The sequence below is a fragment of the Streptomyces manipurensis genome (assembly GCF_049570255.1).
Lineage (GTDB): Bacteria > Actinomycetota > Actinomycetes > Streptomycetales > Streptomycetaceae > Streptomyces > Streptomyces manipurensis.
The window spans coordinates 2,320,873-2,334,414 of record NZ_CP186950.1 but is presented as its reverse complement, the minus strand read 5'-3'; the positions used below and the strand labels follow the sequence as shown (position 1 = coordinate 2,334,414).

Sequence of the window (13,542 nt, the reverse complement as noted above, 5' to 3'; positions counted from 1 at the left end):
GGCCGGTGATCGAGATCGTGGTGGCCGCCCTCGTGGTGGCCGGGGCCGGGTGGCTGGTGCGGCGCAAGCACCGTGAGCGGCTGGGCGCGGAGCCGGTGCCCGGGATCCCCGGCATGGCGCGCCGGCCGGCCGGCGAGGGCCGCTGGCGGCCGGGCCGGCTGTACGCGGACGGAGGCGCGGCCCGCTGGGTGCCGGGGCGGGGGGAGCCCCTGCCGCTGCCGGGTGCCCGGGCCACCGGGCTGCGGGTGCCCACGGTGCGGGAGGGGATCTCCATCAACCCCGGCTCGCGGATCGTCACCTGCGTCTACGACGGAGGCGGGAGCATCGAGATCGCCGTCATGCCGCTGGACGTCCGGGAACTGCTGGCGGCCGTGCCCCGCGCGGACGACCCGGCCGGGGGCGATCCGGCCGGGGGATCCTGAAGGCTCGACGTCCCGCCCTCCACGATCCCCGGCCTCGCCCCCGCGATCAGCTCTGCGTCTCCTCGCGGCGCCCGCCGGCGGCCGCACCGGGTACATCGGGTACGAGGAGCAGCTTGCCGGTGGTGCGCCGAGCCTCCAGATCGCTGTGGGCCCGGGCCGCCTCGGACAGCGCGTAGCGGCCCGTCACGGTGACCTCGAGCGCCTTGGAGCGCACCCACGCGAACACCTCGGCGGCCCGTCGGAGCAGTTCGGGCCGGTCGGCGATGAAGTCCCCGAGGCTGGGCCGGATCAGGGTCAGCGAGCCGCCTTGGGCGAGCCGCATCGGATCGAACGCCGGCACGGCGCCACTTGCCGCGCCGAAGAGCACGAGATGGCCGCGGGTCCGCAGGCTGGCGAGGCTCGCGTCGAAGGTGTGCGCGCCGACGCCGTCGAAGACGACCGGCAGTCCCCGACCGCCGTTGAGCCGCCTCACCTCGGCTGCGAGGTCGTCGACCGCGGAGGACACGATCACCTCGGCGGCTCCGGCGCGCTTCGCCAGCTCGGCCTTCGCCGTGGTCGACGTCGTGCCGATCACCCTGCCGCCGAGATGGGTGACGAGCTGGGTCAGCAGCAGTCCCATGCCACCGGCGGCCGCGTGCACGAGCACCGTGTCGCCCTCCTGGACCGGGTAGGCGTCCTTGACGAGATAGTGCGCGGTCATGCCCTGGAGGAGCACGGCTGCGGCCGTCTCGAAGTCGATGTCGTCGGGCAGCGGCACCAGCCGGGAGGAGTCCACGACGGCCCGTTCGGCGTACGAGCCGGGAATCTCCACCCAGCCGACCCGGTCCCCGACGGCGACGTCGGTGACCCCGGGTCCGATGTCGACGACCGTGCCGGCGCCCTCGGTGCCCGGGGTGAAGGGCAGCGGGAGCGTGTACCGGCCTTCGCGGTGGTAGACGTCGAGGAAGTTGACCCCGGATGCGGCGACCTCCACGACCGCCTCGCCCGGACCCGGCCGGGGCGGGGCCACCTCGGCCTCCCGGAGCACCTCGGGACCGCCCACTTCGTACACCTGAATCGCTCGCATGATCCTCCCCTGTCGGTTCATCCCCACCAACCCCGTTGAAGGCGCTGCGATTCCCGGCGAGCGGCTCCGGCTGCGGAAGCGTCCGTGGTCACGGGGTGGGGGCCGGTGCGCAGAACTCGGCCTGGAGGAGGTCGGTGAAGGTGGCGATGGGGTCGTTCCAGTCGCCGTTGACGTTGACCGACAGCATGCGGCGGCCGTCACGGGTGCCGTAGGTGTAGGTCCAGGAGCCGTTGATGGCGCCGCCCATGCCCCAGACCGTCGTACCGCAGGCGAGCCGGATGGAGGAGACGCCGAGGCCGTAGGCGGTGTCCGGGATCCAGTTCCTGGTGGTCAGCATGGTGAGCATGGCCTCCTGCTGGGCCGGCGGCAGGAGGCGGCCGCCGAGCAGCGCGCCGAAGAAGCGGTCGAGGTCGCCGGTGGTGGAGACGATGCCGCCGGCCGCCCAGCCCCAGGAGGGGTTGAGTTCGGTCACGTCGTGGACGCCCGCGTCCGGGGTGGTCAGCATCAGCTTGGAGTAGTGGCGGCCGTGGGGGCCCCGGATCCGCGGGTCGTCGGCGCGCGGGAGGTAGGTCGCCGTGAGGCCCAGCGGGCGGCTGATGCGCTCGGCGACGACATCGGCGAGGGGCTTGCCGGTCACCCGCTCGATGATCATTCCGGCCAGGACGTAGTTGGTGTTGGAGTACGACCAGCTCGTGCCCGGTGCGAAGAGGGGCGGGTGGGAGAGGGCGATGCGGACGAGTTCCTCCGGCCGGTAGCCGTCGAAGCGGTGCTCCAGGAACGGCAGGCCCACGCTGCGGGAGACGATCACCGGGTCGGTGACGTAGTCCGGGATGCCGCTGGTGTGGTTCAGCAGCCGGCGGACGGTCACGCCGGCGGGCACCTCGGGGATCCAGCTGGTCACCGGGTCGTCGAGGGTGAGGCGGTGTTCGGCGACGAGTTGCAGCAGCAGGGTGGCGGTGAACGTCTTGGTGGTGCTGCCGATGCGGAACCGGTCCTGCGGGCGTCGCTCGCGGCCGGTGGCGGTGTCGGCGACTCCTGCCGTGCCGGTCCAGTGGGCGCGGGGGTCGCGGGCGTCGCGGAGTTCGGCGGTGATGCCGGGGACCCCTCCGTCGGCCACCGCCCGGTCCATGATCCGCTGGGCGGCCGCGTGGCCGGGCCGGGCGGCCGCCGCGTCGTCCGCGGACGCGGACGCGGTGGGGGCGGTGAGGGCGAGGGCGGTCAGGGCGGCGGCAGCGGCGGTGCGGGTGCCGCGGGTGCCTGCGGAGAGACGTCGGGTGCGCATGAGGGGCTCCTTGTCTGCGGGTGCGTCGTGTGCGTCGTGTTCGTCGAGCACCGGCTCGTCGCCGTGTTCGTGGTGCGATCGTGCGACCCTGACGCAGGGGCAGGGTCAAGCGGCTTCGGCCGACGGATTTCCGGGGGGACGTTCGATGCTGACGATCGGCCAGGTGGCGGCGCATCTCGGGGTGACGGTGCGGACCGTCCGCCACTACCACCAGCGGGGGCTGCTGCCCGAGCCGGAGCGGGACGCCTCGGGCTACCGGCGCTACGGCGCCGACGCGATCGTGGCGCTCGTGCGGATCAGGACCCTCGCGGACGCGGGTGTGCCGCTGGCCCGGATCGAGGGGCTGATGCGCGCCTCGGCCGAGGAGTTCACGGCGTCGATCGCCGCGATCGACGCGGAACTGTCTGCTCAGGTGGCCGAGTTGGAGCGGCGGCGGAAGCGCATGGCGGAACTGTCCGCCGGGGAGCGGATGTTCCTGCCGGAGGAGGTCGTGGTCCTGCTGGACCGGCTGCGGGAGGCGGGGCTGAGCCCGCAGAGCGTACGGACCGAACGGGACACGTGGATCCTGCTGGTGGCGCAGTACGCCGACCAGGTGCCGGGGTGGGCGCTGCGGAAGCGGGCGCTGTTCGAGGACCCCGCCTTCCGGCGGCTGTACCTGACGGTCGACCGGGCCGCGGGCTGGGACCGCGACGATCCGCGGCTGGAGCCGCTCGCCGACGAGGTGAACGCCTTCGGCGGGCTCCGGGCGCCCGAGGCGGAGACGGGGGCCGGAGCCGGGGCGCCGACCGGTACGGGTACGGGCGAGGGCGGCGGCCGGCCGGTGCTGGCGCTCGACGCGCTCGTCGCGGTCACGCTCATGGCGGCGCAGACGGGCCGGCCGGTGCCCGCCTGGGAGCGGCTGATCGAGCTGTGCCGCACCCGGGCGGCGCCCGTCTGACCCCGGCCCGGCCGGGGCCGTGGCCGGCCGGCTCCTCCGGGTCATGTCGTCCCCGAGGGCCCGGCGCGATCCGGAGGAGCCGGGCAGGGCCTGGGGAGTGTCGTCAACGTGGCGTCGGCCGCCCGTGGGGCGGGACCAGGCGGGACGTCGACGGCACGGCCTAGTGGTTGAGGTCCGCCAGGACGCGCAGGGTGTGGGGGTCCGGGGCCGTCACGAGGAGGTCGGTGACGGGTCCCTTGCGCCACAGCTCCAGGCGTTCGGCGATCCGCTCCCGGGGTCCGACCAGTGAGATCTCGTCGGCGAAGGCGTCCGGGACGGCGAGGACGGCCTCCTCCTTGCGCCCGGCGAGGAACAGCTCCTGGATGCGGCGGGCCTCCTCCTCGTAGCCCATCCGCGCCATGAGGTCGGCGTGGAAGTTGCGGGCGGCGTGGCCCATGCCGCCGATGTAGAAGCCGAGCATGGCCTTGACCGGCAGGAGCCCTTCGGCGACGTCGTCGCACACCCGGGCCCGGGCCATCGGGGCGATCATGAAGCCGGGGGGCAGGTCGGCCAGGGATGCGCTGTGGACGTCGGTGCGGGTCGGCGACCAGTACAGCGGCAGCCAGCCGTCCGCGATGCGCGTGGTCTGGGCGATGTTCCTGGGCCCTTCGGCGCCCAGCAGCAGGGGCAGGTCGGCCCGGAGCGGGTGGGTGATGGGCTTGAGGGCCTTGCCGATGCCGGTGCCGTCCTCCCCGCGGTACGGGTGGCTGTGGAAGCGGCCGTCCAGGGCGACGGGTCCCTCGCGGCGCAGGACCTGACGGATGACGTCGACGTACTCGCGGGTGGCGGTCAGGGGGCTCGCGGGGAAGGGGCGTCCGTACCAGCCCTCGACGACCTGGGGGCCGGACAGTCCGAGGCCGAGCATCATCCGGCCGCCGGAGAGGTGGTCCAGGGTGAGGGCGTGCATGGCGGTCGCGGTCGGGGTGCGGGCCGCCATCTGGGCGATGGCGGTGCCCAGGCGGATCCGCGAGGTGTGCGCGGCGATCCAGGTCAGTGGGGTGAAGGCGTCCGAGCCCCAGGCCTCGGCGGTCCACACCGAGTGGTAGCCGAGATTCTCGGCCTCGGTGGCGAGGTCGAGGTGGGCCGCGCCGGGGCCGCGGCCCCAGTATCCGAGTGCGAGTCCGAGGCGCATGGGAGGTTCCCTCCAGCCGGAACTGACGATGCGTCAGGCGACTGTAGGGCAACGGCCCCCCGCCCGGAAGGGCGGGGGGCCGTTGCCCCGGGCGCGCGGCGGGTCAGCCGCGCTGGATGCCCGAGGTGTCGTTCAGGACGCCGCGGCGCCCGTCCTGGGTCTGCGCGACCAGGGCCGTCGCCCCGCGCTGCTCGACCGCCAGGTACCAGGTGCCCGGAGCGAGCTCCGCGATCTGGCCGGAGGAGCCGTCCTCGGCGAAGAGGGGACGGGCCACCGGCACCGCGAACCAGAACGGGCTGAAGTCCGACGCCGGCGCGGGCGTCTGGTGCTGCGCCTCCTGCGGACCCGGACCCGGACCGGGGTTCGGGTGCGGGTTCGGGTTCGGCGTGCCGCCGTAGGGCGGGACGGGCTGCGGGGTGGAGCCGTAGGGCTGCGCTCCGCCCGGGTAGCCGTACCCGGCGCCCGGCTGGGGCTGCCCGCCGTACGGCTGCGGGGTGGCCGGCCGGGACTCCGGCACCAGGGAACCGGCGAGGGCCGGGACCTTCGCACCGAACAGTGCCGTACCGGCCAGGATCAGCGTCGCGAGGAAGGAGAGGATGGCGCCCGCGCCCAGGTCGATCGTGGACGGGCAGGTGATCAGCGCCCACAGCGAGGACCAGGCGGCCGAGACGGCGAGCACCGTGCCCCAGGCCCCCAGCGGCACGCCGAGGACCTTGCGGGTCTCCGGCTGGAAACGGCCCGCGACGAGCAGGCCGGCGGCGATGAAGCCGAGCAGGAAGACGCTGGGGAGCACCAGGCGGTAGGCGTCGGTGTCCCACGCGCTCGGCAGGTCGCCGCCGGTGGTGGAGTAGAAATCGAGGAACGAAGCGATGAACAGCAGCACCGCTGCTCCGATCACCACGCCGTCGCCTCGAGTGAGGGAGCGGATGTTCACGTCTCAGGTGTCCTTCTCGGTCTCGGTCGTCTCGTGGTGCCGCGGTCGCAGAGCGTGCCCGCCGCAGCACGTGTCTGCGACAGGGCGGGCGGCACCATGGTACGGAGTGTCCCGCGGCCGAGAGGATCGGGGCGGCGGGGCGTCCCGGCGGGACGCCCGAGAGGGACTACCCGCCGAGGAAGCCGACGATGCCGTCCGCGATGCCCTGGGCCGCCTTCTGCCGCCATTCCGGACTCGTCAGCTGCGCCGCGTCCTTGGCGTCACGCATGTTGCCGCATTCGATGAACACCTTGGGGCGGGTTGACAGGTTCAGTCCGCCGAGGTCGTCGCGGACGACCAAGCCGGTGCCGCTGCCGAGGTAGTTGGCGGGCGAGGAGCCGGTGGTCCGGGCGAAGTTCGAGGCGATCTTCTCGCCCAGGTCGCGGGAGGGGCCGACGATCTTCGCGGTGTCCGCGGCGCCGCTCTTGACGGCGGCGGGGAGGATGATGTGGTAGCCGCGGTTCCCGGACGAGACGCCGTCGGCGTGGACGGACACCACGGCGTCCGCCGCCGCCTCGTTGCCGATGCGGGCGCGCTCGTTGATGCAGGGCCCCCAGGGGCGGACGCCCGTCTCGTGGGTGAGGACCACCTTGGCGCCCTGCGCCTCCAGGATCTTCCGCGTCCGCACGGACACGTCCATCGTGAACTCGGCCTCCATGTAGCCGGAGTTCGTGGTGGTCCCGGTGGTGTCGCACTCCTTGCGGTTGGTGCCGATGTCGACCTTCCGGTCGATCTCGTCGGTGTGCTGGAAGTTGCCGGTGTTGTGTCCGGGGTCGATGACCACGGTCCGGCCGCTCAGCGGGCCCCGGGCGGGTGCGGGGGCCGCGGCGGACGTGCTCGGGCTGCCGCTGGGCGTGGACGTGGGAGTGGACGTGGGGGTGGAGCTGGGGCTGGAGCCGGGCTTCGCGTCCCGCTGGCCGTGGGACAGGGCCGAGTGAGAGGCGGGCAGCGGCACCGTGTGGGGCCTGGTCTCGTCGGGCCCGGCCCCGGACAGGGCCTGGGTCAGCACCCAGCCCGCGAGGCAGGCCGGGGCGAGGGCGGCGACCCCGACGACGAGCGTGGAGCGTCGGGTGAACCAGTGGCGGTCCGGGGAGTCCGCGGGGCCGGACTCGGGAGCGGGGGGACTGTCGTCGTAGCGCACGCGGCGATGCTAGACCCGGGGTCCGCGGCCGGGCCGGGACTGGGCCATCCGAGGGCGCGGTGTGTTCATCCGCTTGTGGGCTGGTATGCCCGCAGCGTGCCTGTGGCGGGTTCCGGAAGATCCTGCGGGGCGGGGAGGGCGACCGTGACGCGCAGGCCCCCGTCCGGACGGGAGACGAGCCCGAGCGTTCCGCCGTGGGCGCGCACGACGCTGTGCACGATGGCCAGACCGAGCCCCGCGCCCACGTGCTCGTCGGTGCGCACGCGCTCCGTCGCGCGCTGGAAGGGCTCGGTCAGGGTCGGCACCAGGCCGGCGGGCACCGCCGGGCCGGTGTTCTCCACCCGCAGCACGCTCGTGCCCCCGTCCACCGCCGTGCGGACCGTCACGGTGCCGCCAGCGGGAAGGTTGTGGACGACGGCGTTCTGGACGAGGTTGGTCACCATCCGGAACAGCAGCTCGGGGGAGCCGGAGACGGGCGCCGGCCCGCCGGTGACGTCCAGGACGATCCCGCGCCGTTCGGCGGCGCCGAGCAGGGTTTCGGCGGCCTCCTCGGCCACCAGCGAGAGGTCGGCCTCCTCACGGGCGAACGTCCCGCGGTCGCTGCGGCTGAGCAGCAGCAGCGCCTCGGTGAGGTCGATGGCGCGCGTGTTGACGGTCCGCAGGCGGGTGAGGAGTTGCTCCCTGTCGCCCTCCGGGTCCCTGAGGGCGACGTCGAGCAGCGTGCGGGAGACGGCGAGGGGGGTGCGCAGCTCGTGGGAGGCGTTCGCTGCGAACCGGCGCTGCTCGGTGACGTGCGCTTCGAGCCGGGCGAGCATGCCGTCGAAGGCGTCGGCGAGCTCGCGGAACTCGTCCTGCCGGCCCTCCATGCGGATCCGGTGCGACAGCGACCCGGTCCCGGCGGTGCGCGCGGCGGCCGTGATCCGGGTGAGCGGTGCGAGCATCCGGCCGGCCAGCAGCCATCCCCCGACGAGGCCGAAGACGAGCAGGAAGGCCATGGCCCAGGCGGCGGCCGGGGCGAAGGTGTGGACGAGGAGGTAGCGGTTGGGCGAGACCCCGAGGAGGCCCTGGGAGTTGTCGGGGACGTAGCGCAGCAGGAACCCCCACACCACGGCCAGCAGCAGGGCCCCGGCCACGGCGAGGAACCCGGCGTAGCTGAGCGCGAGCCCGAGCCGGGCGCCGGGTCCGCGGCGCCTACGCATGCCGGCCGCCAGTGTCGACGGCGGTGTCGGTGCCGACGCCGGCGCCGGTGTCGATGCGGTAGCCGACGCCCGGAACGGTCGCGATGGCCCAGGGCTCGCCCAGCCGCTTGCGCAGTGCGCAGACGGTGATGCGCACGGCGTTGGTGAAGGGGTCGGCGTTCTCGTCCCAGGCCCGTTCCAGCAGCTCCTCGGAGCCGACCACTCCGCCCTCCGCGGCGACCAGCACCTCCAGCACGGCGAACTGCTTGCGGGTGAGGGCGACGGGCCGCCCGTCGCGGAAGACCTCCCGGCGGAAGGGGTCGAGCCGCAGCCCCGCGAGCTCGCGGACCGGCGGCCGGGCCCGGGCGCGCCTGCGGTCCAGGGCCCTCAGCCGCAGCACGAGCTCCCGCAGCTCGAACGGCTTCGTCAGGTAGTCGTCGGCGCCGAGCGCGAATCCGGAGGCCTTGTCGTCGATCCGGTCGGCGGCGGTCAGCATGAGGATCGGGGTGCCGCTGCCGGAGGCGACGATGCGCCGGGCGACCTCGTCACCGGAGGGGCCCGGGACGTCCCGGTCGAGGACGGCGAGGTCGTAGGAGTGGACGCCCAGCAGCTCCAGGGCGCTGTGCCCGTCACCGGCGATGTCGGCGGCGATGGCCTCCAGCCGCAGGCCGTCCCGGACGGCCTCGGCCAGGTAGGGCTCGTCCTCCAGGATCAGTACGCGCATGCCGGGCAGCCTAGAGGGTGTCCTGTCGCGCCGGCCGGGTCCGGCCCGACCGCCCGGACACCCCCTCGGCGGCCCGGCGCACGGCCCGCGTGTCCGAGTCCGCGTGCCGCCGGGGAGCCGTGCGCCACCAGCGGCGCGACGCCAGCGCGGCCAGCGCCGCACCGGTCGCGTTGACCAGTACGTCGTCCACGGAGGACACCCGGTCCAGCCGCAGCACGTACTGCGCGGTCTCGACCAGGACCGAGCAGCCCGCCCCGAGGGCCAGGATCCGGGGCACCGATGCCAGCGCCGCGAACCGCACCGGCGCGAAGAACCCCAGCGCCGCGAAGACCAGCAGGTTCCCGACGATCCCGGGCGCCCCCATCGTCCGCAGGTCCTCCAGCGGTACGAGGCTCACCCGGCCGGGGACCAGCCCCGCCGCCGCGCCCGGCATGAGGATCATCCAGACGAACGGCACCGTCCCGTGCACCATGCCCACCTCCGCCAGCGACCTGCGCCATGCCGGGGCGGCACCGGCCGCCCCGCGCCGGCGTGCCATGAGCCACACCAGCAGCAGAGCGGGTGGCACCGCGGCCAGGGTCATCAGCACGACGCCGTTGAAGGTGTCGTAACAGCCGTGCCAGCGGCCCGCCAGGCACACGGGGGCGGACATCGTCAGGGGGCGCCGCAGGACGAACAGGACGCCCGCCAGGCCGAGTACGGCCAGGCCGAGCGGAACGGCCCGGCGGAGGCGGTGGCCGCGCGGCGCCGGCGGGGATGCTTCGGGGTTCATGCCCCCATCGCAGGTGACGGCATGTTGCGGGGGCGTATGCGTTTCCGCTCGCCGGGCCGCGTTCCGCGTGCGCCCGTCGTCCCGAGGGACCCTCAGACGCCCGGCCCCGTGCGGCGCAGCACCCGCAGCGAGTCCGTCACGGAGACCTCCTCGAAGGCTCCGGAGGCGAGGGCCCGCAGGTAGATCCGGTAGGGGGCCTGGCCGCCGTCGGCCGGATCCGGGAACACGTCGTGGATGACGAGCGTGCCGCCCTCGGCCAGGTGCGGGGCCCAGCCCTCGTAGTCGCCGGTGGCGTGTTCGTCGGTGTGGCCGCCGTCGATGAACACGAAGCCGAGCGGGCCGCCCCAGGCGGCGGCGACCTGCGGCGAGCGGCCGACGACGGCGATCACGTGGTCCTCCAGCCCGGCCCGGTGCAGGGTGCGGCGGAAGGTCGGGAGGGTGTCCATCAGCCCCACCTCCGGGTCCACGACCGTCGGGTCGTGGTATTCCCAGCCCGGCTGCTGCTCCTCGCTGCCCCGGTGGTGGTCCACGGTGATCGCGGGCACGCCGGCCTCGCGGGCGGCGTCGGCGAGCAGGATCGTCGAACGCCCGCAGTACGTCCCGACCTCCAGCAGCGGCAGCCCGAGCGCCCCGGCCGCGGCGGCGGCCTCGTACAGCGCGAGACCCTCCCGTACGGGCATGAACCCCTTGGCCGCCTCGAAGGCGGCGAGGGTCTCCGGCTTGGGCGTGGCCATGGTTCCTCCGGGGGTGAGCGCGTGTGGCGGCCCCATGCTGCCCTACCCGCTGGTAGGACACCATGCCCGGGGTCCCGCAGGAGCGCGCGGCCTGCCGGTCAGCGGCCGAACAGCCGGGACAGTCCGCCGCCCGTGCCGCCGGAACCGTCCGCACGCCGCCGCTCCCGCACGTCCCTGCGGAAGGCCGCGCGGGTGTCGGAGACCTCCTGCGCCAGCCACTGGCTGCCGCTCAGGAACGGCAGCCGGTGCAGCAGCAGGTCCATGTGCGCCAGCGCGCTCACGGGGTCCCCCGCCTCGCCGATGCTGCGCAGCACGCGGTGGGCCACCTCGGGGTCTCCGTGCTCGGCGAGTTCGGCGAGGTTCGGGAAGAGGCGCCAGTAGAGCTCGGCGGCGCCCGCGGAGTCACCGACCAGCCAGGCGTCGTGGGCGAGCCTGCGCCGTACGTCCAGCAGGACGGGGTCGTCCGCCGTCATCGCCCATTCCAGGTCGGGCAGCAGCGGCCCCAGCCAGGCGCGTTCGCTCTCGGCCCGCTCCCGGGTGCGCGCGTCCCACTGGCCGTCGCGGTCGCGGGCGCCGCGGTGCATGGCCGAGGCCAGGTGGTAGCGGGCGGTCAGCGTCACGGCGCCGTGCGCGCCGAACACCCTCCCGGCCTGCGCGACGAGTTCGCGCAGCTCCTCCTCGTGGCGGCGGCCGTCACCGGGCCCGAAGGCGGCGGCCTCGCCGACCCAGGTGGCACGGGCGGTGATCGTGTCCGGGTGTTCCAGGCCCAGGGCCCGCACCATGCGCGGCAGGATCCGCTCCAGGTCGGTCGGGGACTGCCGGCGGACCCGCAGGGCCCGGTGGCAGGCGGCGCGGACCGTGAGCGCGTCCTGCGCGCCCACCTCCTCGGTCAGGTCGGCGACCAGCACGGCGAGCCGGTCGACGACGTCGGCCGGGGAGTCCTCCAGCAACCGCGTCAGCCGCCGCTCCAGCATCAGCCGGACCGCGTCGTCGGCCGCGGTGTGCACAGTGGGCGCGTACGCGGGCGGCGGCGGGTACGTCACGGCTGCGGGCCGCCCCGGGGCTCCGTCGCGCGCGGCCTCGGCGAGCTGCCGGGAGACCTCCGCCGCGTCCGCGGGCCGTTCGCGCGGGTCCTTCGCCAGCAACTCCCGCACGAGGGAGTCCAGTACGGCCGGCAGCCCCGCCCGCAGCGAACTCGGCACGGGCGGTTCGGCGGTGAGGTGCTGGGCGAGCAGTTCGTGCATCTCGCGGGCGGCGAACGGCCGGCTGCCGGTGAGCAGTTCCATGAGGACGCAGCCCAGCGCGTACAGGTCGGCCCGCCCGTCGACGGGCACCCCGCCGGCCCCGCCGGTCCAGCGCTCGGGCGCCATGTACGGGAACGAGCCGATGACCATCCCGGTGCCGGTCAGATCCGTCCCGCCCCCGGATCCGGACGCGGAACCGGCCTTGGCGATCCCGAAGTCGAGGACCTTCACCGCGCCCGCCTCGGTGATCATCACGTTGGCGGGCTTGACGTCCCGGTGGACGATCCCGGCGGCGTGGGCGGCCCCGAGCGCGTCCGCGATGCGCCCGGCCCACTCCAGGGCGTCCGCGAGCGGCGGCACGCCGTCCGCCAGCACCTGGGCCAGGCTGCGGCCGCGCAGCAGCTCCATCACCAGGAAGACGGCATCGCGCCCGTCCCGTTCGATCCGGCCGAAGTCGTGGACCGTGGCGACGTTGGGGTGGGCGAGGCTTCCGGCGAGGCTGGCCTCCCGCTCGAAGCGGCGGCTCTCCTCGGGCGTCTGCGGATAGCCGATCTTGACGGCGACCCGCCGCCCCACCCGCCCGTCCTCGGCCCGCCACACCTCGCCGAAGCCGCCCCGGCCGAGCAACTCCTCCAGTGCGTACCGGTTTTCGATCAGTTCCCCCACGTGGGCATTATCGCCGAGAGCCCGCCCCGTCCGGGGAATCGGGTCACCGGGAGGTGTCCCGGATGGCTACGCTCGGCCACGGAGTGAAGGAACGCCGCACAGCGTGAACTTGGGGGTGACCGTCCCGTGGTCCAGGCCCGCGACATCGATCCGAGCGCCTCGCCGCTGGACTACTACGGCTACGAGCTGCGCCGCCTGAGAGAGGCGGCGGGCCTGAAGCAGGCACAGCTCGGCTCGATCATCTTCTGCACGGGCTCTCTGATCGGCATGGTGGAGAACGGCCGCCGGGTGCCCACGCGGGACTTCTCCGAGCGGGTGGACGCGGCCCTGGACACGGGCGGCCACTTCTCGCGGCTGGTGGGCCTGGTCCTGCGGAGCGTGCTGCCGACGTGGTTCCAGGCGTACGCGGAGATGGAGGCCCGGGCGGCGTACATCTCCACCTTCCAGGCGCAGTTGGTGTACGGGCTGCTGCAGACGGAGGAGTACGCGCGGGCGGTCCTCGGGGTGCGGAGCGAGGGTGAGCTCGACGCCAAGGTGGCTGCCCGAATGGAGCGGCAGAGGGTCCTCGACCGAGAGAACCCGCCATTGATGTGGGTCGTGTTGAGCGAGGCGGTACTGCACCAGGAGATCGGCGGCCGGGAGGTCATGCGGGGCCAGCTGGCCCACCTTCTGGGCTTGAGGGGGCGGGAGTGGGTGAGGGTGCAGATCCTGCCGTTCGAGGCGGGCGCCCATGCCGGGTTGCCCGGAACATTCACCACCCTTCGGTTCGACAATGATCCGGACATCGTCTACACCGAGGACTTCGTACAGGGTCATATGACGGCCAATCCACAAGCCCTCAGGGAGGGTTCGCTCCGATACGATCATTTGCAGGCCGCTGCGCTCTCTCTGGAAGACTCGGCGGCTCTGATCGCCCGAGTGATGGAGGAGCGCTATGGACACCAACCAGCACTTGGCCGGCGCGACGTGGCGTAAGTCCTCGTACAGCGCCGACACCGGCGGGGAGTGCGTCGAATGCGCCCCGATCGGGGCCCTGGCATGGCGCAAGGCTTCGTACAGCGGTGACACCGGCGGTGATTGTGTCGAGGTCGCCGCGCAGCCCTGCCTCGTCGCCGTGCGGGATTCCAAGGTTCCCGGTGGGCCCGTTTTCACCGTGCGCCCCGCGGCTTTCGCCGCGTTCGTGAGGTCCGTCTCTGTATGATCCGCTCCCGACTCGGGAGGGGGATCGGGGC

The 13,542-nt window shown here is 74.0% G+C and carries 14 protein-coding genes; 4 read left to right on the top strand and 10 right to left on the bottom strand.

The genetic code is table 11. The features are described 5' to 3' along the window. Nucleotides 1–5 precede the first annotated feature (5 nt). On the top strand, nucleotides 6–422 hold the full coding sequence (locus tag ACPU2J_RS10740) for a hypothetical protein (protein ID WP_420080921.1): 417 nt from the start codon (nucleotides 6–8) through the stop codon (nucleotides 420–422). A gap of 46 nt (nucleotides 423–468) precedes the next feature. Here the strand turns inward: ACPU2J_RS10740 and ACPU2J_RS10735 are convergent, their stop codons facing one another. Continuing rightward, nucleotides 469–1,488, bottom strand: a complete 1,020-nt coding sequence (locus ACPU2J_RS10735) for a quinone oxidoreductase family protein (RefSeq protein WP_423833150.1) — start codon at nucleotides 1,486–1,488, stop codon at nucleotides 469–471. Between the two features lie 88 nt (nucleotides 1,489–1,576). Further along, entirely contained in the window at nucleotides 1,577–2,770 is a 1,194-nt protein-coding gene (locus ACPU2J_RS10730) for a serine hydrolase domain-containing protein (RefSeq protein ID WP_420080923.1), read from the bottom strand. Nucleotides 2,771–2,915: 145 nt separating this feature from the next. On the opposite strand from ACPU2J_RS10730, the gene ACPU2J_RS10725 reads away from it, so the two are divergent. Then, on the top strand, nucleotides 2,916–3,707 hold the full coding sequence (locus ACPU2J_RS10725) for a MerR family transcriptional regulator (RefSeq protein WP_423833149.1): 792 nt from the start codon (nucleotides 2,916–2,918) through the stop codon (nucleotides 3,705–3,707). A 160-nt stretch (nucleotides 3,708–3,867) separates the two neighbouring features. Here ACPU2J_RS10725 and ACPU2J_RS10720 read toward each other — a convergent pair whose 3' ends face one another. From ACPU2J_RS10720 to ACPU2J_RS10685, 8 genes are all read right to left on the bottom strand, one after another. Beyond that, a complete protein-coding gene (locus ACPU2J_RS10720; RefSeq protein WP_399818800.1) occupies nucleotides 3,868–4,878 on the bottom strand; it encodes an LLM class F420-dependent oxidoreductase in 1,011 nt (336 codons plus the stop codon). Between the two features lie 103 nt (nucleotides 4,879–4,981). Then, nucleotides 4,982–5,812: a hypothetical protein gene (locus ACPU2J_RS10715; RefSeq protein ID WP_423833147.1), complete on the bottom strand. Its 831-nt coding sequence runs from the start codon at nucleotides 5,810–5,812 to the stop codon at nucleotides 4,982–4,984. A gap of 166 nt (nucleotides 5,813–5,978) precedes the next feature. Continuing rightward, nucleotides 5,979–6,992 carry an N-acetylmuramoyl-L-alanine amidase gene (locus ACPU2J_RS10710; protein ID WP_423833146.1) on the bottom strand — a complete coding sequence of 338 codons (1,014 nt, stop codon included), beginning with the start codon at nucleotides 6,990–6,992 and terminating at the stop codon, nucleotides 5,979–5,981. Between the two features lie 65 nt (nucleotides 6,993–7,057). Then, nucleotides 7,058–8,191 carry a sensor histidine kinase gene (locus tag ACPU2J_RS10705; RefSeq protein WP_423833145.1) on the bottom strand — a complete coding sequence of 378 codons (1,134 nt, stop codon included), beginning with the start codon at nucleotides 8,189–8,191 and terminating at the stop codon, nucleotides 7,058–7,060. After that, nucleotides 8,184–8,894, bottom strand: coding sequence for a response regulator transcription factor (locus tag ACPU2J_RS10700; protein ID WP_420080929.1), 711 nt, complete (start codon nucleotides 8,892–8,894; stop codon nucleotides 8,184–8,186). Before ACPU2J_RS10700 ends, ACPU2J_RS10705 begins: the two co-directional genes overlap by 8 nt. 10 nt (nucleotides 8,895–8,904) lie before the next feature. Beyond that, nucleotides 8,905–9,666, bottom strand: coding sequence for a VanZ family protein (locus tag ACPU2J_RS10695; RefSeq protein ID WP_420080930.1), 762 nt, complete (start codon nucleotides 9,664–9,666; stop codon nucleotides 8,905–8,907). Nucleotides 9,667–9,758: 92 nt separating this feature from the next. Next, nucleotides 9,759–10,400 (bottom strand): class I SAM-dependent methyltransferase, encoded by a 642-nt coding sequence (locus ACPU2J_RS10690; RefSeq protein WP_361598385.1) that lies wholly within the window; start codon nucleotides 10,398–10,400, stop codon nucleotides 9,759–9,761. Nucleotides 10,401–10,498: 98 nt separating this feature from the next. Beyond that, the gene (locus tag ACPU2J_RS10685; RefSeq protein WP_423833144.1) at nucleotides 10,499–12,310 is read right to left on the bottom strand and encodes a protein kinase domain-containing protein; all 1,812 of its coding nucleotides are present in this window, start codon (nucleotides 12,308–12,310) and stop codon (nucleotides 10,499–10,501) included. Between the two features lie 126 nt (nucleotides 12,311–12,436). Here ACPU2J_RS10685 and ACPU2J_RS10680 point away from each other — a divergent pair, with 126 nt between their 5' ends. Both ACPU2J_RS10680 and ACPU2J_RS10675 read left to right on the top strand, forming a co-directional pair. Then, a complete protein-coding gene (locus tag ACPU2J_RS10680) occupies nucleotides 12,437–13,285 on the top strand; it encodes a helix-turn-helix domain-containing protein (RefSeq protein WP_423833143.1) in 849 nt (282 codons plus the stop codon). After that, nucleotides 13,245–13,511: a DUF397 domain-containing protein gene (locus ACPU2J_RS10675; RefSeq protein ID WP_399818785.1), complete on the top strand. Its 267-nt coding sequence runs from the start codon at nucleotides 13,245–13,247 to the stop codon at nucleotides 13,509–13,511. Before ACPU2J_RS10680 ends, ACPU2J_RS10675 begins: the two co-directional genes overlap by 41 nt. Nucleotides 13,512–13,542: the final 31 nt, after the last annotated feature.